Genomic DNA, 16,564 nt, shown 5'->3' on the forward strand with positions numbered 1-16,564 from the left:
CGGGTCAAAATCAAATGGAGTTCGGTGGACGCATAGGATGAACTCAGCGGGTTTTGACCTGTGTGTCCACAATTGATCATTCAACGCTGAAGCTTGAGGGAAGGGAGAGAGGGGGGATAAGCAAAGCATCGGCGACAGGGATGTCGCCGCTGAGCCCCCAGGGACGGGTCTACGGCGTCTTTGTGTTCCCCCCTCTCTCCCTGAGCAAAACACCGAAACATCCAGACGACTTCCCTAACACACAGGTCAAAAGCAGCTTCAGTGGTAAGGCGTCAGCATAGAGCGCGTTATCCGGGACGCCGTAAATCCATCCCTGGAGGCTTGGCTGCGGCATCCCTGCCGCAGACACCCGGCTAACGCGCTCTTTGCCGCCACCCACAAGCACTGACGTTGTGGGTGGGGCCGGTGGACGCACAGGTCAAAATCAAATGGGGTTTGGTGGACGCACGGGTCAAAATCAAATGAAGTTTGGTAAACGCATAGAGTGAACTCAGCGGGGTTTTGACCTGTGCGTCCACAATCGATCATTCAACACTGAAGCTTGAGGGGAAGGGAGAGAGGGGGGAAAAGCAAAGCATCGGCGACAGGGATGTCGCCGCTGAGCCCCCAGGGATGGGTTTACGGCGTCTTTGTGTTCCCCCCTCTCTCCCTGAGCAAAGCACCGAAACATCCAGACGACTTCCCTAACACACGGGTCAAAATCAAAGAGGCCTTATGGGTTTTCGATTAGCCCGGTTTCCACGCTGAAATGCCGCTGCTCTCGCGGTTCCAACATGATCAACGTGCCGGCCTGCTTAGCCGCGTTGAAGCCTTCCGGGCGGCAGGTGGCCGGTAACACATAGGCGGCGACCTGCTGATCGCTGTTGTGCAGGATCCAGCGCGTGGCATAGTTGAACTGCGCGGTCTGGAAGGTGGTGCTAAAACCGAGGCCGTCCGGCGAGTGCAGGTTAAAGGTCACCGTCTCGCCGTACTGCGCCAGATTATCAGCAAAAAACACAATCTCGGGATCGTACATCTCCGGGCGCGTCAGCCCGCCAAAGGCCTGCGGTTCCGCCGCAAGCTGACGGGTATAGTCCAGCCACACCGGCGTTGGATGTACGTGGCCAGGAATCGAGGTCCGCAACGCAAAGGCGCTGTCCGGGATACTCTGGCTAAAAGTGCCGTTCTCAACATAGGCGCTGTTCATATGGCACATGTACTGCAACGGCATTGCCGTGCCGGACAGATTGGTGACCGCCATCTCAATGCGCAAGCGTGGCCGATCCGCCAACAACGTCACGCCTGGCAATGCGCGATAGTGATGGCCAAAACCTTTGATGTACTCCACCTCGCCGCGCACCGACACGCCCTCTTCTTCCAGCACGATCCAGGCGCTATCCATGCGGGCGCAGGCCATCTCGCCGTGCAACGCATGGACATCGCCCTCGCCAGGGCAACCGTTGGCCAGCAGGCCGGAGTGGAAGGCGAAGCAACCGTAGGTGTCGATAATGTCCTTGCCCGGCAACGGTTGCTTAAAGCCGTTGCCCATGGTCATCCGCTGACCGTCGAAAGCCGCATCCCACACCATCTGCCCGTAATACGGCAGCACGATTACAAAGCCACGGCGGTTCTCCATCCGCACCGCCTCAATCCCTGAGGGGTAACGGAACAGATCGACTTTGACGTCGGCGTTATCCAGCAGCGTGCGCGGCGTTTCACCGAACAGCGAGGGATGCAGTGGCAAAGTGGTTCTCATCGTGCCTCCTCAGCCAGACGACCGCTGACTGCCGGCTGTTTTTTATGGCGCAGTTCGCCCCAGAAGTAGAAGCCCACCCAGGCGAAGCACAGCAGCGAGACGCCAAACGCCATCTGCATCGAGCCGAGACGGTCAGACACCAGTCCCTGCAAGGCCGGGATAAAGGCGGCACCGACAATCGCCATCACGATAAACGCGCCGGCCACTTCGGTGTATTTGCTCTCGACGGTAGACAGGGTGCCGGCATAAATCGTCGCCCAGCATGGCCCAAACAACACGCTGACGAACACGGCGGCATAGACGGCGGTGAAGTTTGGCACCAGCATCACGTAGGCCAGCGTGGCCACACCGACGATGGAATAGGCAATCAGCACCTTCTCGGCGCGGAAGCGCGTCATCAGGAAGTTGGCGACAAACTTGCCGATAAAGAAGCAGATAAAGCTGTAAATCATAAAGTTAGAGGCATGACGCTCGTTGGCCGCACCGAGGTTCAGCGCCAGACGAATGGTGAACGACCAGACCGCCACCTGCATCCCCACGTAAAGGAACTGCGCAATGATGCCGCGCTTGAAGTGGCGGTTTTTGGCCAGATAGCTGAAGGTTTCGCCAAGGCTCGGCAGCTTTTTCTCATTGCTCTGCGGTTTGCAGTGCGGATAACGGGTCAACAGGAACAACACCATCACCACCACCAGGACCATCACCAGGTATTTGTAAGGTTCCAGCGTGTGCTCCAGCATGGTCAGACGGAACTGGTGCAGCTGTTCCGGGTTCATGCTGGCCATCTGGCTGTGCAGGCTGTCGCCATCCTGGAACACCAGGTATTTGCCCAACACGATGCCCATCAGCGCGCCAATCGGGTAGAACGTCTGGCTGACGTTCAGCCGCAACGTGGCGTGATCGCGGTGACCGATCATCGAGCTGTAGGTATTCGCCGCCGTTTCCAGGAAGCTCAACCCGATAGCAATCGCGAAGATCGCCGCCAGGAACATGGTGTAGGTCGCCATATGCGAAGCCGGATAGAACATCACGCAACCGGCGATATACAGCGCCAGCCCCAGCAGGATCGCAATCTTGTAGCTACTGCTGCGGATCACCAGCGAGGCCGGAATGGCAATTAAAAAATAGCCGCCGTAAAAGGCGCTCTGCACCAGCGCGCTGGCGAAATCGCTGAGGGCGAAAACGCTTTTGAACTGGGTGATCAAAATATCATTCAGGCTGGCGGCGCAGCCCCATAACGGGAACAGGCACGAGAGCAAAATAAACTGAAACAGTGGCGTCTTATTTAAATAGCCATCAGGCTGCTGGACGATGGTCGGTTGCATAGCGAATCCTCAGTTAATCGTTGAGAAAACGGTGGAAGGTATCGGCATCAGGGTACGAAAGCTGGGTTCCCCGTCCGGTGACGCTACAGGCGGCATAGTCGGAGGCAGACTGCATTGCCTTCGCGATATCGCCATGCTGGATCAGAAAGTGGGCAAAGCAGCCGATAAAGGCATCCCCTGCGCCACTGGTATCAATCGCCTTCACCGGCGTGGGCTTAATGCGGTGGACGGCATCTCCCTGCATCCACACCGATCCGCGGCTGCCGAGAGTGATAATCAGGTTTTTCAGGCCGCGTCCCAGCAGCATCTGCCCGGCGCGCAGCACTTCGTCTTCGGTGCTGACCGGCAGGCCCGTCAGGATCTCCAGTTCGGTTTCGTTAGGCATAAAGAAGTCGCACTGGCAGGCGTAATCGATGTCCAGACCGGCCACCGCCGGCGCGGGATTGAGGATCACCTGAATGCCGTTCTGCCGCGCAAAGTCGATGGCGTAATAGACCGTCGGCAGCGGGATCTCCAGCTGCAACACCATCAGACGACAGCGCTTAAGATCGTCCGCGGCGGCATCAATATCCGCCGGAGACAGGTGCGCGTTGGCCCCTTTGATAATCAGGATGCGGTTTTGCGACTGGTCATCGACAAAAATCGGTGCCACGCCGCTGGAGGTGCCCGCCGCGACGGTGACGTGCTGCGCGTCGACGCCGAACCGCTGCAAATTTTTCACCGTGTTGTCCGCAAACAGGTCTTCGCCCACTTTGCTGACCATCATCACGCTGGCACCCAGCTTCGCCGCCGCAACGGCCTGGTTGGCCCCTTTGCCGCCGCAGCCCAGTGCGAAGTCGGGCGCTTCTAAGGTTTCACCGGCTTTCGGCATACTGTTGGTGTAAGTGATCAGATCGACCATATTGGAGCCGATGACGGCAATGTCCATGACGTATTCCCCGTGTAAATTTTCATCATTAAATGTTGTGGAAATAACAATAACAATCATCTCATGTTATTTTTGTGACACCCGTCTCAGCCTGAAAATCCCGCCCGCGAGATGTTAATTGGCGATTGACGCCAGAATGAAAATGTTATTATTTTAACAAAACCCCCTAATCTGCTGAGGAGATTCTCGTGCAAAACCTGGACTATGCCCGCTACATCGACCACACCCTGCTGGCGGCGAATGCCACCGTGCAACAGATCGCCACCCTGTGTGACGAAGCCATCGCCCACCACTTTTACGCGGTGTGCGTCAATTCGGGTTATGTGCCGTTAGTGGCGGAGAAGCTGGCGGGAAGTGAGGTAAAGGTCTGTTCCGTCATCGGTTTTCCGCTGGGTGCCGGCCTGACCAGCGCCAAAGCCTTCGAAGCGAAAGCCGCCATTGCGGCCGGTGCGCAGGAGATTGATATGGTGATTAACGTTGGCTGGCTGCAAAGCGGTGAGGTGAAGGCCGTCAGCGCCGATATTCAGGCGGTGCGCGAGGTTTGCGGCCCGATCCCATTGAAGGTAATATTAGAGACCTGCCTGCTTAGCGATGCGCAAATCATTCAAATCTGTGAAATTTGTCGTGAACTGAAGGTCGCGTTTGTGAAAACGTCCACCGGTTTCAGTACCGGCGGCGCGCGCGAAGAGCACGTCCGTCTGATGCATGATACCGTTGGCCCTGAGGTGGCGGTCAAAGCATCCGGCGCGGTGCGCGACCGACAGACGGCAGACATCATGATCCAGGCGGGCGCCAGCCGTATCGGCACCAGCTCCGGCGTCGCCATCGTTAACGGCAGCGCTGCCGGCGAGGGTTATTAACCGTATTATCAGGAGTGACTGACCATGGAAACCCGCCGCGACGAGCGCGTAAACAAGCTGGCATCTGCGCTTAAGCGAACCGATAAAATCCACCTGCGAGAGGCGGCGCGACTGCTGGGTGTGTCCGAGATGACCATCCGTCGCGATCTCAACGAACAGCCGTCGGTGGTGGTGTTATTGGGGGGCTACATTGTCAGCGATCCGAAAAGCAATCAGGGTCACTACTTTGTCTCCGATCAGCAGGCGCATAACGTCGAGAAAAAGCGGCGTCTGGGCCAGCTGGCGGCGTCGCTGATTGAGCCGGGTGATACGGTGTTCTTTGACTGCGGCACCACCATGCCGTGGATTGTCGATGCCATCGATAATGAGCTGGCGTTTACCGCCATCTGCTGCGCGATGAACACCTTCCTGGCGCTGAAAGAGAAACCGGCCTGTCAGGTGATCCTCAACGGCGGTGAGTTTCATGCCGACAACGCCATCTTCACTCCGCTGGGTCACGGCTCGGTAATGGACAGCCTGTGTCCCGGCAAAGCCTTTATCTCTGCGGCAGGCATTGATGCCGGTCAGGGTGCGACCTGCTACAACCTCAACGAATTGCCGATGAAGCATCAGGCGATGCAGCGTGCCAGCCACAAGATTCTGGTGGCTGACAGCAGCAAGTTTGGCAAAGTGTTGCCTGCCCGCATCGGCGAACTCAGCGCCTTCGAGACGCTGGTCAGCGACGATGCCCCGCCGAAAGAGCTGGCGCAGAAGCTGAAACAGCTGGGCATTGACGTGATGGTCGGGCAGAAAGCGCGTTAGGTCAGCCTCTTACGCCCAGCGATTCAGGATCTCTTCGCCATCGCGTAAGCGCCGCAGGTTTTCACATACCCCCGCCACGTTGCCGTTCAGCGAATTATCGGTGACGCCGCCGATATGCGGCGTGGCGATGACGTTGTACTGAAACAGCGCGTCATCCGGCTCGGGCGGCTCCTGCCAGAACACATCCAGCCCGGCGCCTGCCAGGTGATTCACTTCCAGCGCCGCCAGCAACGCCTGCTTTTCAATCAGTCCGCCACGCCCCAGGTTGATCAGGAAACTGCCCGGCTTCATCTGCGCCAGCGCGGTTTCATCAATGATATGGCGGGTGTCGGCATTGTCCGGCAGGCTGAGGATCACAAAGTCGGCGTCATTCAGCAGCGCGGGCAGATGGGCCATATTGCCCAGCCAGTCCAGCTGATGCGCTTTAGCGAAGGCCTGATCGGCGGTGCGTTTCACGCCAATCAGCCGCACGCCAAAGGGTGCCAGTCGTTTCGCCAGCGCTTTACCGATGCCGCCCAGCCCCACCAGCCCGACGGTTTTCCCCATCAGCCCCATGCCCACCGGCAGGCCAAGCTGACGCGTGGCGATCATCTCAGGGATCTCGCGGGCTTTGCGCGCCAGGCCAATCATCATCCAGATCCCCAGTTCGGCGACCGAATCGGCATTGCCGGATCGGTCCGACGGCACGTTAGCCACCTGAATGCCAAGCGCTTTGGCGCTGGCCAGGTCCACCCCTTCCAGCCCGGCACCGGCCTGCTGTATCAGCTTCAGCCGGTCAGCGGTTTTGAGCAGCTCAGGCGTGACTTTTGCCATACCGGGGATTAAGGCATCGTATCCGGCCAGGCTTTCGGCGGCGTGGCCCGCAGAAGCCGTGAACTCGACGTCTGGCAAGGTGTGACGAAACTGTTGGATCATGCCGCCCCAAGCGTTCTCTTCCGCCGCGATCAGAACTCTCATCGTTATCTCCCTGCTTTGTAAGGCAAAAAAACAGCATAAAGCCATCGGCTCAAAAATCAATCAATAATCCGGCACGCGAGCGCATCCCCTGGCGCTGACGCGGGTCAGCGAATGGGGCAGCTAACGCACCGATAACCTGAAGCAGGAAGGATATTCCTCGGGTGGCGGCTGTGATTAGCAAGCAAAACCAGCTAAACTTCGTCATCTGAGTGGGCATCTGCTGCCCCAATTAACACACAGACACCAAGAGGCTCATCCTACGTGGCTCAATTCGTCTATAGCATGCATCGCGTCGGCAAAGTGGTTCCGCCGAAGCGTCACATTCTGAAAAATATCTCCCTTAGCTTCTTCCCTGGCGCCAAAATCGGCGTGCTGGGTCTGAATGGCTCCGGTAAATCCACCCTGCTGCGCATCATGGCCGGTATCGACAAGGATATCGAAGGGGAAGCGCGTCCACAGCCCGGTCTGAAAATCGGTTACCTGCCGCAGGAACCGCAGCTGAATATGGAACACACCGTGCGTGAATCCGTTGAGGAAGCGCTGGCGGAAGTGGTTGGCGCGCTGAAGCGTCTGGACGAAGTCTACGCGCTGTATGCGGAAGAAGACGCGGACTTCGACAAGCTGGCCGCTGAACAGGGCAAGCTGGAAGAGATCATCCAGGCTCACGACGGTCATAACCTGAATACCCAGCTTGAGCGTGCTGCCGACGCGCTGCGCCTGCCAGAGTGGGATGCGAAAGTCGCCACCCTGTCCGGTGGTGAACGCCGTCGCGTGGCGCTGTGCCGCCTGCTGCTGGAAAAACCGGATATGCTGCTGCTGGACGAACCGACCAACCACCTGGATGCAGAATCCGTGGCCTGGCTGGAACGCTTCCTGCACGACTTCGAAGGCACCGTTGTGGCAATTACCCACGACCGTTACTTCCTCGACAACGTGGCCGGCTGGATCCTGGAGCTGGACCGTGGCGAAGGTATTCCATGGGAAGGTAACTACTCTTCCTGGCTGGAGCAGAAAGATGCCCGTCTGGCGCAGGAAGCGTCAAGCGAAGCGGCCCGTCGCAAATCCATTGAGAAAGAGCTGGAATGGGTTCGTCAGGGCGCTAAAGGCCGTCAGTCTAAAGGCAAGGCCCGTCTGGCCCGCTTTGAAGAGCTGAACAATACCGATTACCAGAAGCGTAACGAAACCAACGAACTGTTTATCCCACCGGGCGCGCGCCTGGGCGATAAAGTGGTGGAAGTGGCCAATCTGCGTAAGTCTTACGGCGATCGCCTGCTGATTGATGACCTGTCGTTCTCGGTGCCGAAAGGCGCTATCGTGGGCATTATCGGGCCGAACGGTGCCGGTAAATCGACCCTGTTCCGCATGATGTCCGGTCAGGAAGAAGCGGATTCAGGCAGCATCGTGCTGGGTGATACCGTGAAGCTGGCCTCGGTCGATCAGTTCCGCGACAGCATGGATAACAGCAAAACCGTGTGGGAAGAAGTGTCCGGCGGGCAGGATATTATGCGTGTCGGTAACACCGAGATGCCAAGCCGTGCTTACGTGGGCCGCTTCAACTTCAAAGGGGTTGATCAGGGCAAACGCGTTGGCGAGCTGTCCGGTGGTGAGCGTGGCCGTCTGCATCTGGCGAAGCTGCTGCAGGTGGGCGGCAACATGCTGCTGCTCGATGAACCGACCAACGACCTGGACATTGAAACCCTGCGCGCGCTGGAAAACGCCCTGCTGGAGTTCCCTGGCTGTGCGATGGTGATCTCGCATGACCGTTGGTTCCTCGACCGTATTGCCACCCACATCCTCGATTATCAGGATGAAGGCAAGATCGAGTTCTTCGAAGGTAACTTTACCGAATACGAAGAGTACAAGAAGCGGACGCTGGGCGCAGAAGCGCTGGAGCCAAAACGCATCAAGTACAAGCGTATGACCAAGTAACACTCAGAGGGCGAAGCGATTCGCCCTCTGCTTTTCTTCTGCGGGACGCACTCGCGTTGTCCCCTGCTTCCCAACGTTACTGATAAAACTCCCGAAACACCGGCGACTGCAAGGCGTAATCAATAAAGCGCGCCACCGCAGGCGAATTCAGCTTACGGCTTGGATAGACCAGCCACAGCTCATTGCCTTCCACCTGCCAGTCCGGCAACACCTGCACCAGACCACCTCCCGGCAGGATCTCCTGGGTCAGAAATCGCGGCAGCAGCGTGATCCCGGCATCGCCCAGCGCGCACTCCCGCGCATACACCAGGTTATCGGTCATATGCGTTGGCGGCAGCAGCCAGCGGTAATACTCTTCCCCACGGTTCAGCAGCCATTCGCTCCACGCCCGGTGCGCAATGCAGCGGTGTTCAGCCAGCTGCTGCGGATGCGTGATCGCCTCATATTGTTCAAGGTAGCCCTTAGAAGCCACCAGCAGCCGCTCGCAATAACCAATTCGCCGCCCAATCAGCGAAGAGTCCTGCGGCTGTCCGGTGCGCAGCGCCACGTCGTAGCCCTCCAGCACGATATCCCGGACTTCATCGGACACTGAGACTTCCAGCGTGACGTCCGGGTATTCCTGCTGAAACGCGGCGTTTAAACGCGCCAGCAGCGTGGCGCCAATTCCCGCCGGTGAGGTGATGCGCAGCCGTCCACTGGGGTTATCCCGCAGACGTTCAATCGCCACATTGGCGCGCTCGCTGGCCTGCATCATCTCCTGGCAATGCACCAGGTAGCGCTCGCCGGCAAAGGTCAGGTTCAGCTGGCGGGTGGTGCGGTTAATCAGCCGCAGCCCCAGTGCCTGCTCAAGCTGACTGATGCGCTGACTGACGCTTGATTTCGGCAATCCTGCCTTTTTGGCCGCCCCGGTGAAACTGCCGCATTCGGCCACCAGGGCAAACAGGGCCATATCTTGCAGCTGTTTAAACATGATTGTTTACCTGAAACGAACACTTCGTTAGTTATTGTGCGGCTTATCATTAGCCTGCTTAGGTTCTACACTGAATAACACACCTTAAAGGAGATGCGCTATGACAATCAAAGCGATTGCTATCAATCCAGAAAAACCGCAGCAGTTTATTGAGATCCAGGTCGAGAAACCGACGCCAGGCGAATACGACCTGCTGGTCGACGTTAAAGCCGCTTCGGTAAATCCCGTGGATACCAAAGTGCATAAAGGCGCACAGAAAAACGGACTCCAGCACCCGCGCATCCTCGGTTGGGATGCCAGCGGCGTGGTGGTGGAAGTGGGCAGCAAAGTCAGCGGATTCAAGCCCGGTGACGAAGTGTATTACGCCGGCGACATCACCCGTCCGGGCAGCAACACCACCCAGCAGCTGATCGACGCACGCATCACCGGCCACAAGCCGACGTCGTTAGACTGGGCAGAATCGGCGGCAATCCCGCTGACCGCGCTGACCGCCTGGGAAGGTCTGTTCGACCGTCTGCAGCTGGATAAGGCAGAAGAAGGTAAAACGCTGCTGATTGTTGGCGGTGCCGGCGGCGTCGGCTCGCTGGCGATCCCATTTGCTAAGCTGCACAGCAAGGTAAAAGTGATTGCCACCGCGTCGCGTCCGGATTCGGTGCAATGGTGCAAGGATCGCGGTGCCGATCTGGTGATCAACTACCACGACATGCCCGGCGAGCTGGAGAAGCATGGCCTGAAGCAGGTGGATTATATCTTCTGCCTGAATGACACCGACGGCCACTGGGATGCGATGGCTAAGCTGATTGCGCCGCAGGGGCATATCTGCACCATCGTCGAGAATGAAAAGCCGTTAGAAATGAATGAGCTGAAGCTGAAAAGCGCGGCGCTGCATTTTGAGTTTATGTACACCCGCAGCATGTACACCACGCCAGATATTGCCCGTCAGGGTGAAATTCTGGACGCCACGGCGAAACTGCTGGATGCCGGTAAGGTCAGCAGCTCGTTAAGCAAGACGCTGCACGGCCTGAGCGTGGAAACGCTGTCAGAAGCGCACCGGCTGGTGCTGGAAGGCCACATGCGCGGCAAAGTGGTGATGGTTTACTGATGCGATCCCGGCCTGCTGAACAGTGGGCCGGACGCTTTTTTAATGCACTACCGACAGCCGTTCAGTTTTTCCCAGCTGAACGGCTGTCCTGCTGAACGGCTGTGTTGAGGCTTACGCCCCCAGCATTTCCTTCACCAGCTCCACGCAGCGCAGGAAGCGCTCATCGTAGCTGTCCTGCTCAACGTGCACGTAGCTGATGTTGTTCTCTTCCAGCATTGAAACCAGCAGCGTCTGGAACTCTTTGCGATCCACCGAACTGCCCAGGCTGCGTAATCCGTCGGCCACCCAGGGCACGTTATTCTCGACCAGGATCACCAGGTCAAAACGATATTCATCAATCAGCGCCTGCACAAACGGGTGCTCGCGGCCTTCGTATTTTTTGCAGAAGGCCTGGGTGGTGACGAAATCGGTGTCGATAAAGGCCACTTTATTGGCGTACTTTACCGCAAAGTCGATGTACTGCGCCTGACCCAGCGCGATCTTGTCGTAGTCGGAATACTGCAGCGCCATCTCATCGCCGCCGAGATGGGAGAAGACGTAGTCGCGGCCAAATTCCCAGGCACTGGTGGTGTTAAAGATGTTGGCCAGCTTGTTGACCAGCGTGGATTTACCGCTGGATTCGCCGCCCAGAATCGCCACCGTACGCACAAAGAACGGCTTCACTTCGGTCGGAATATATTCCCAGTAGCGGAACGGATCGTGACGGATTTGCGCACCGCTGATGCTCATAAACGAGCGCTTGGCATCGACCACCACCGCTTCAATGCCCAGATGCTGCTGATACTGCGGGGCATCGAACTCTTCGCTGGTGTAAACCCGGTTTGGCACAATGCCGTGGTTTTCCATAAAGTCGTTAATGCCGCGGCTCCAGACATCCCAGCCGTGCGGATAGGGCTCCATTCCTTCCTCGTTGAACGAGTGGATGCGGATGTTTTTCTGGTATTTGAAGGTTTGCAGCAGCCAGCGCAGGCGATCGCTCACCGTCGGCTGTTGCGACATGGCGCTGGCTTCAAACAGCTGACGGTCACGCGGCTCGTCGTAACCCATAATGATATGCAGCTCGTCGACCTGACTACAGGCGCGCTGGATCAGGTAGATATGGCCGGTATGCAGCGGATAGAATTTGCCGAACACCACGCCGATGGTTTTTTCCCGGCGCGGAAACTCCAGCCCGAGAAAACGGTGCAGCGCTTCCAGCTTCTGCGCGCTGGGGCTTTTGATTTTGGCGTTCAGCAGCTGGCTCAGATAGCCCTTGGTCATGCCACTCGCATCCGCCACCTGTTGCAGCGTACAGCCCTGCTGGCGAATGGCGGTTTTCAAATAATCAAATGGTGACATCAATGCCTCCTGCGTTATAAGTCCTCAAGGATCGCCAGCGCATCGGCCAGCTTCTTCACGCCATACACTTTCATATTTTCCGGGGGTTTCTTCGGCACGTTAGCCGCCGGCACGATAGCCCGACGGAAGCCGTGCTTGGCCGCTTCGGAAATGCGTTCCTGCCCGCTTGGCACCGGACGAATTTCACCCGCCAGCCCCACCTCGCCAAATACCACCAAATCCTGTGGCAGCGGACGATCGCGCAGGCTGGACACCATCGACAGCATCAGCGCCAGATCGGCACTGGTTTCGGTGACTTTAACGCCGCCGACCACGTTCACGAACACATCCTGATCGGCCATCTGCAGGCCACCATGACGGTGCAGTACTGCCAGCAGGATCGCCAGACGGTTCTGCTCCAGCCCGACGGCAACACGCCGTGGGTTGCCCATCATCGAATGGTCCACCAGCGCCTGAATCTCTACCAGCAGCGGACGCGTGCCTTCCCACAACACCATCACCGAGCTGCCGGAGGTGACTTCTTCTCCCCGGCTAAGGAAGATGGCGGACGGGTTGCTGACTTCGCGCAGGCCCTGTTCGGTCATGGCGAACACGCCCAGTTCGTTCACCGCACCAAAGCGGTTTTTGTGGCTGCGCAGCGTGCGGAAACGGGAGTCCGCATCGCCATCCAACAGCACCGAACAGTCGATGCAGTGCTCAAGGACTTTCGGCCCGGCCAGCGAACCATCTTTGGTGACGTGGCCGACCATGATGATCGCCACGCCACGGGTTTTGGCGAAGCGGGTCAGATAGGCGGCGGTTTCACGCACCTGAGCCACGCTGCCTGGCGAAGACTGAATATCCGCCATATGCATCACCTGAATCGAGTCGATCACCATCAGCCGGGGTTGTTCCTGCTCGGCAATCAGGCAGATCTGCTCGATGCTGGTTTCCGACAGCATGTTGAGGTTTTCGGTCGGCAGACCCAGCCGGTGCGCGCGCATCGCCACCTGCTGAAGAGACTCTTCGCCGGTGACGTACAGGGTTTTCATCCCCTCGGCCAGCTTGCACAGGGTTTGCAGCAGCAGCGTACTTTTCCCGGCACCGGGACTGCCGCCAATCAGAATGGCACTGCCTGGCACCACGCCGCCACCCAGCACCCGGTCAAACTCTTTAAAGCCGGTTGAGAAGCGCGGCAATGCCTCAAGGCTGATTTCCGACAGCTTCTGCACGCGGCTTGGCCCCGCGCTGCCGGCATAACCGGTGAGGCGCTCGTTGCGCGCCACGGTCGGCGACGCTGCGAGGCGCACTTCGGTGATGGTGTTCCAGGCCTGACAGGCGCTGCATTGCCCCTGCCAGCGAGGATAATCGGCGCCGCATTCATTACAAACAAAGGCGCGCTTTACCGCTTTGGCCAAATCTACCCCTTAACGCTCTTCATGGATCAGGCTGCCGCTGAGAATACACAGCACGCCCATTAAATCCGCATGGCGGATGATCACTTCTGTCTGCTCGTTCACTTTCGGCTTGGCGTGATAGGCAATGCCCAACGCGGACGCCTTAATCATCAGCAAGTCGTTAGCGCCATCACCGATGGCCACGGTCTGCTCAGGCGCGATTTCAAAACGCCCGGCCAGCTTTAACAGCGTATCGGCTTTGTATTGGGCATCAACGATATCGCCCAGCACTTCGCCAGTCAGCTTGCCGTCGCGAATTTCCAGCACATTGGCGGCAATCGCAGACAGACGCAGCTTATCGCGCAGGTACTCGGCAAAGTAGGTGAAGCCGCCGGAGGCAATCGCCACATGCCAGCCCAGCGCCTGCAATTGCTGCACCAGCTCAGTCAGGCCCGGCATCAGCGGCAGTTCGTCACGCACTTTTTTTAAGATATTGGCATCGGCATCTTTCAGGGTCGCCACGCGCTGACGCAGGCTGGCGGCAAAATCCAGCTCGCCACGCATCGCGCGTTCCGTCACTTCCGCCACCATTTCACCACAGCCCGCCAGTTTGGCGATCTCATCAATGCACTCGACTTCGATGGCCGTCGAGTCCATGTCCATCACCAGCAGGCCTGGGGTTTTCAGATGCGGAATTTTCCCCAGCGGCGCAACGTCCAGACCGGCATCGTGGGCCAGCTGCGTGGCGCGCGCGGTCAGCGATCCGGCCAGACGGACAACGTGGTAATCCGCCACGCGCCAGGCACTGACAATCACCATCGCCGCACCCAGCTGATGCTGAAGATGCGTCAGGCTGTCTTTATTCAGATCGCGACCATACAGAAGCCAGCCGGTACGGCCAGCGCGGTAGTCCAGCGGCATCACTTCATCGCCACTGAGAGAAAGAGGTAAACCCGGCCAGAGAGAGACATCAGATGGCAGGTCGCACCAGGTCAGACTATTTGGCATTACAGCTCCTGAAAGGACATTTTAACCACGCAAGAGGCTACCCTGTCAGCCCCGCTTCTGGCAACATAAAGCTCGAGACGAACGCTGGTTCGTGCATAAAGTGTGAAGGGTACAGATGGCAAAGGCCAAACTTAAATTTCGTCTGCATCGCACGGCAATCGTGCTGATCTGCCTGACCTTACTGGTGGTGCTGATGCAGGGTGCGTCGTGGTTCAGTCTGAGCCACCAGATGGCACGTTCCGAGCAGGTGGATGAACTGGCCCGCACGCTGACGCGCCAGGTGGCGTTCAGCCTGACGCCACTGATGGAAAACAGCGACGATAACCACCAGCAGATTGTCGATATCCTCGCCCAGCTCACTAAAGAGAGCCGCATCCTTGATGCCTCTGTCTACGACGACGACGGCACCTTACTGGCCCACAGCGGCGAAACCATTAACGTGCGCGACCGTCTGGCGCTGGACGGGCAGCGAGCCGGGAGCTACTTCAACCATCAGCTGGTGCAGTCGCTGGACAGCGCTGAAGGCCCGCGCGGCTTCCTGCGCGTCACCCTGGATACGCACGTGCTGGTGACGGAATCCAAGCAGGTGGATAACACCACCAATATTCTGCGCCTGATGATGCTGCTGGCACTGGCTATCGGGATTATCCTCAGCCGGACCCTGCTGCGCGACCGCCGCACCCGCTGGCAACAATCGCCTTTCCTGCTGACCGCCAATAACCCGGTGAAGGAAGACGACGACGAGACCAGCGACACGCCGGCCCAGGCTGATAAGCCGTAATCAGGCCATGCGGGCGATGTGGGGCTCAAGCGATTTGAGCCCTTTTTGCATCTCCTGCGCAATGCGCCGAAAATCCTCACTCCAGGCATCATCGTCACTCATCCGAAGCCAGTAACGATCGGCCATGGCCAGTGCTTTTTGCCAGACCGTTCGCCCCACGCTGCTATCCAGTTCAATCACCGGCGCGTCTGCACGCATATAGCCCGCGCTGTTGGGGGCGAAGCTCATCGGCAACATGTCGTAGGCCGGCGTCAGCGTCAGCGTCGGCGAGGTGAGGAAAAAGGCCAGGTTGCCAGCATGCATATCACCATTCGCGATCAGCTTGCCAAATGCCCATTGCAGGGTGCCGCGTTCGGCATCCGGCATCACAATCATTTTTTGGCTGACCAGCGCGCTGAGTGCCTGCGGCCAGCGGGACTGTTGGCCAGTAAATTCGGCCTGCACAGACTCCAGCGACACCATGCTGCGTCGGCCTCTTTCGCCCAACCGATCGAACCTGACCACTTCAAGAAACAGCTGCTCTTCCGCGCCTGAGAGGATGGTGGCCTTGGCCGCCGACACGCCCTCTTCCCTCAGAACCTGCAAGGCCAACGCCTCGGCCCGCAGTAAATCACACCAACGCTGGCTGTTTTCGTTACGCCGAGCGGGCGTGAACTTCACCAGCACATGCGCATTCTCGCCATCCGCCAGCTGGGTGTAACAGGCAAATTTTGGCTGTTCGCCGCCCGCCGAAGAACCGACGTCTTCTCCCGCCAGCACTCTCTGCGCCAGCTCAGGATACAGAGCCGACGTCACCGGCGTTGGCGCGGGTTGCTGAAGCCACTGATGGTAACTTTCACGGCCAATCAGCCAGCTACCCGAGATATCGCTGCCTCTGGCAGTCAATGCCAGCAGGCTGTGATCGTCATTCCACTGGCGGATATCTTCCGGCAACCCCAGCTGCCGCGCGCACTCGCGCCCCCATGCCCTGCCGAGAAAACCCTGCGGGCGCATATCACTGAGATACCAGGGCAATCCCGCAAAATGCTGCCAGTTACCCTGGGCATCTTCCACCACGCAGCTGCCGGCCGGCCAGACGCTGAACAGCTGCCCGGCATGATGAGAATGCCCCTGTTCATCAATCTGCCAGAGCGGGAAGTGACTCTCCTCACGCAAGGGACGCAGCAATGCATAGCGGGTCGCGCGTGCGCGACCATATTTCATCACCTGCGGATGTGCAGCAATCAGACGCGAGAGCGTGGCCTGGCTAATTGCCAGACGGGCAGTCAATGTCGTCGCATCCAGCGGCCCTTGCAAAAGAAGCGTGGTTAAATCAGACATAGTGAATAGATTCGTGAATAGATACTTGAATAGATAATTAGCACTTAATCAGCTGAAAAGACATAAAAATGATAAAAAATGGTGAGGAAAGATGAATAGATACTTTAGTGATTTCTACTGAAGACTTTACGGAGGGG

At 58.2% G+C, this 16,564-nt stretch carries 14 protein-coding genes; 5 read left to right on the forward strand and 9 right to left on the reverse strand.

What is annotated here, in order from left to right:
- Nucleotides 1-712: 712 nt before the first annotated feature.
- The 3 genes from ACXKZG_RS19160 to rbsK are packed head-to-tail and all read right to left on the reverse strand — an operon-like array spanning nucleotide 713 to nucleotide 3,985.
- Nucleotides 713-1,735 (reverse strand): aldose 1-epimerase family protein, encoded by a 1,023-nt coding sequence (locus tag ACXKZG_RS19160; protein ID WP_488875285.1) that lies wholly within the window; start codon nucleotides 1,733-1,735, stop codon nucleotides 713-715.
- Nucleotides 1,732-3,057, reverse strand: a complete 1,326-nt coding sequence (gene fucP / locus ACXKZG_RS19165) for an L-fucose:H+ symporter permease (protein ID WP_488875286.1) — start codon at nucleotides 3,055-3,057, stop codon at nucleotides 1,732-1,734. The genes ACXKZG_RS19160 and fucP overlap by 4 nt, the downstream gene beginning before the upstream one ends.
- 13 nt (nucleotides 3,058-3,070) lie before the next feature.
- Nucleotides 3,071-3,985, reverse strand: coding sequence for a ribokinase (gene rbsK / locus ACXKZG_RS19170; protein ID WP_346566944.1), 915 nt, complete (start codon nucleotides 3,983-3,985; stop codon nucleotides 3,071-3,073).
- Between the two features lie 188 nt (nucleotides 3,986-4,173).
- Between rbsK and deoC the strand changes: the two genes are divergently transcribed.
- Nucleotides 4,174-4,845, forward strand: a complete 672-nt coding sequence (gene deoC, locus ACXKZG_RS19175) for a deoxyribose-phosphate aldolase (RefSeq protein WP_013200658.1) — start codon at nucleotides 4,174-4,176, stop codon at nucleotides 4,843-4,845.
- A gap of 24 nt (nucleotides 4,846-4,869) precedes the next feature.
- Complete coding sequence (gene deoR / locus ACXKZG_RS19180; RefSeq protein WP_013200657.1) at nucleotides 4,870-5,646, forward strand: DNA-binding transcriptional repressor DeoR; 777 nt, start codon at nucleotides 4,870-4,872, stop codon at nucleotides 5,644-5,646.
- Nucleotides 5,647-5,655: 9 nt separating this feature from the next.
- Here deoR and ACXKZG_RS19185 read toward each other — a convergent pair whose 3' ends face one another.
- Nucleotides 5,656-6,603, reverse strand: a complete 948-nt coding sequence (locus ACXKZG_RS19185) for a 2-hydroxyacid dehydrogenase (RefSeq protein WP_134823422.1) — start codon at nucleotides 6,601-6,603, stop codon at nucleotides 5,656-5,658.
- Nucleotides 6,604-6,864: 261 nt separating this feature from the next.
- On the opposite strand from ACXKZG_RS19185, the gene ettA reads away from it, so the two are divergent.
- A complete protein-coding gene (gene ettA, locus ACXKZG_RS19190) occupies nucleotides 6,865-8,532 on the forward strand; it encodes an energy-dependent translational throttle protein EttA (RefSeq protein ID WP_013200655.1) in 1,668 nt (555 codons plus the stop codon).
- Nucleotides 8,533-8,608: 76 nt separating this feature from the next.
- Here the strand turns inward: ettA and ACXKZG_RS19195 are convergent, their stop codons facing one another.
- Nucleotides 8,609-9,505 carry a LysR family transcriptional regulator gene (locus ACXKZG_RS19195; protein ID WP_041691892.1) on the reverse strand — a complete coding sequence of 299 codons (897 nt, stop codon included), beginning with the start codon at nucleotides 9,503-9,505 and terminating at the stop codon, nucleotides 8,609-8,611.
- 97 nt (nucleotides 9,506-9,602) lie between these two features.
- On the opposite strand from ACXKZG_RS19195, the gene ACXKZG_RS19200 reads away from it, so the two are divergent.
- On the forward strand, nucleotides 9,603-10,604 hold the full coding sequence (locus ACXKZG_RS19200) for a zinc-binding alcohol dehydrogenase family protein (RefSeq protein WP_106382153.1): 1,002 nt from the start codon (nucleotides 9,603-9,605) through the stop codon (nucleotides 10,602-10,604).
- A 111-nt stretch (nucleotides 10,605-10,715) separates the two neighbouring features.
- Here the strand turns inward: ACXKZG_RS19200 and nadR are convergent, their stop codons facing one another.
- Genes nadR through serB form a run of 3 tightly spaced genes read right to left on the reverse strand, consistent with a single transcriptional unit; the run spans nucleotide 10,716 to nucleotide 14,326 of the window.
- Nucleotides 10,716-11,942, reverse strand: a complete 1,227-nt coding sequence (nadR, locus tag ACXKZG_RS19205) for a multifunctional transcriptional regulator/nicotinamide-nucleotide adenylyltransferase/ribosylnicotinamide kinase NadR (RefSeq protein WP_013200652.1) — start codon at nucleotides 11,940-11,942, stop codon at nucleotides 10,716-10,718.
- A gap of 14 nt (nucleotides 11,943-11,956) precedes the next feature.
- Nucleotides 11,957-13,339: a DNA repair protein RadA gene (gene radA / locus ACXKZG_RS19210; RefSeq protein ID WP_013200651.1), complete on the reverse strand. Its 1,383-nt coding sequence runs from the start codon at nucleotides 13,337-13,339 to the stop codon at nucleotides 11,957-11,959.
- A gap of 9 nt (nucleotides 13,340-13,348) precedes the next feature.
- Entirely contained in the window at nucleotides 13,349-14,326 is a 978-nt protein-coding gene (gene serB / locus ACXKZG_RS19215; protein WP_013200650.1) for a phosphoserine phosphatase, read from the reverse strand.
- A gap of 115 nt (nucleotides 14,327-14,441) precedes the next feature.
- Between serB and ACXKZG_RS19220 the strand changes: the two genes are divergently transcribed.
- Complete coding sequence (locus ACXKZG_RS19220) at nucleotides 14,442-15,107, forward strand: YtjB family periplasmic protein (protein WP_106382150.1); 666 nt, start codon at nucleotides 14,442-14,444, stop codon at nucleotides 15,105-15,107.
- Here the strand turns inward: ACXKZG_RS19220 and yjjJ are convergent, their stop codons facing one another.
- Nucleotides 15,108-16,427 carry a type II toxin-antitoxin system HipA family toxin YjjJ gene (yjjJ, locus tag ACXKZG_RS19225; protein WP_488875287.1) on the reverse strand — a complete coding sequence of 440 codons (1,320 nt, stop codon included), beginning with the start codon at nucleotides 16,425-16,427 and terminating at the stop codon, nucleotides 15,108-15,110.
- Between the last annotated feature and the right edge of the window lie 137 nt (nucleotides 16,428-16,564).

It is taken from the genome of Erwinia sp. 2186 (assembly GCF_057812255.1).

What these genes read in the sequence shown, in the direction of transcription:
- yjjJ (WP_488875287.1), bottom strand. Translation starts at nt 16,427, where the DNA reads ATGTCTGATTTAACCACGCTTCTTTTGCAAGGGCCGCTGGATGCGACG.
- deoR (WP_013200657.1), top strand. Translation starts at nt 4,870, where the DNA reads ATGGAAACCCGCCGCGACGAGCGCGTAAACAAGCTGGCATCTGCGCTT.
- ACXKZG_RS19160 (WP_488875285.1), bottom strand. Translation starts at nt 1,735, where the DNA reads ATGAGAACCACTTTGCCACTGCATCCCTCGCTGTTCGGTGAAACGCCG.
- nadR (WP_013200652.1), bottom strand. Translation starts at nt 11,942, where the DNA reads ATGTCACCATTTGATTATTTGAAAACCGCCATTCGCCAGCAGGGCTGT.
- fucP (WP_488875286.1), bottom strand. Translation starts at nt 3,057, where the DNA reads ATGCAACCGACCATCGTCCAGCAGCCTGATGGCTATTTAAATAAGACG.
- rbsK (WP_346566944.1), bottom strand. Translation starts at nt 3,985, where the DNA reads ATGGACATTGCCGTCATCGGCTCCAATATGGTCGATCTGATCACTTAC.
- ACXKZG_RS19185 (WP_134823422.1), bottom strand. Translation starts at nt 6,603, where the DNA reads ATGAGAGTTCTGATCGCGGCGGAAGAGAACGCTTGGGGCGGCATGATC.
- ACXKZG_RS19220 (WP_106382150.1), top strand. Translation starts at nt 14,442, where the DNA reads ATGGCAAAGGCCAAACTTAAATTTCGTCTGCATCGCACGGCAATCGTG.
- ACXKZG_RS19200 (WP_106382153.1), top strand. Translation starts at nt 9,603, where the DNA reads ATGACAATCAAAGCGATTGCTATCAATCCAGAAAAACCGCAGCAGTTT.
- serB (WP_013200650.1), bottom strand. Translation starts at nt 14,326, where the DNA reads ATGCCAAATAGTCTGACCTGGTGCGACCTGCCATCTGATGTCTCTCTC.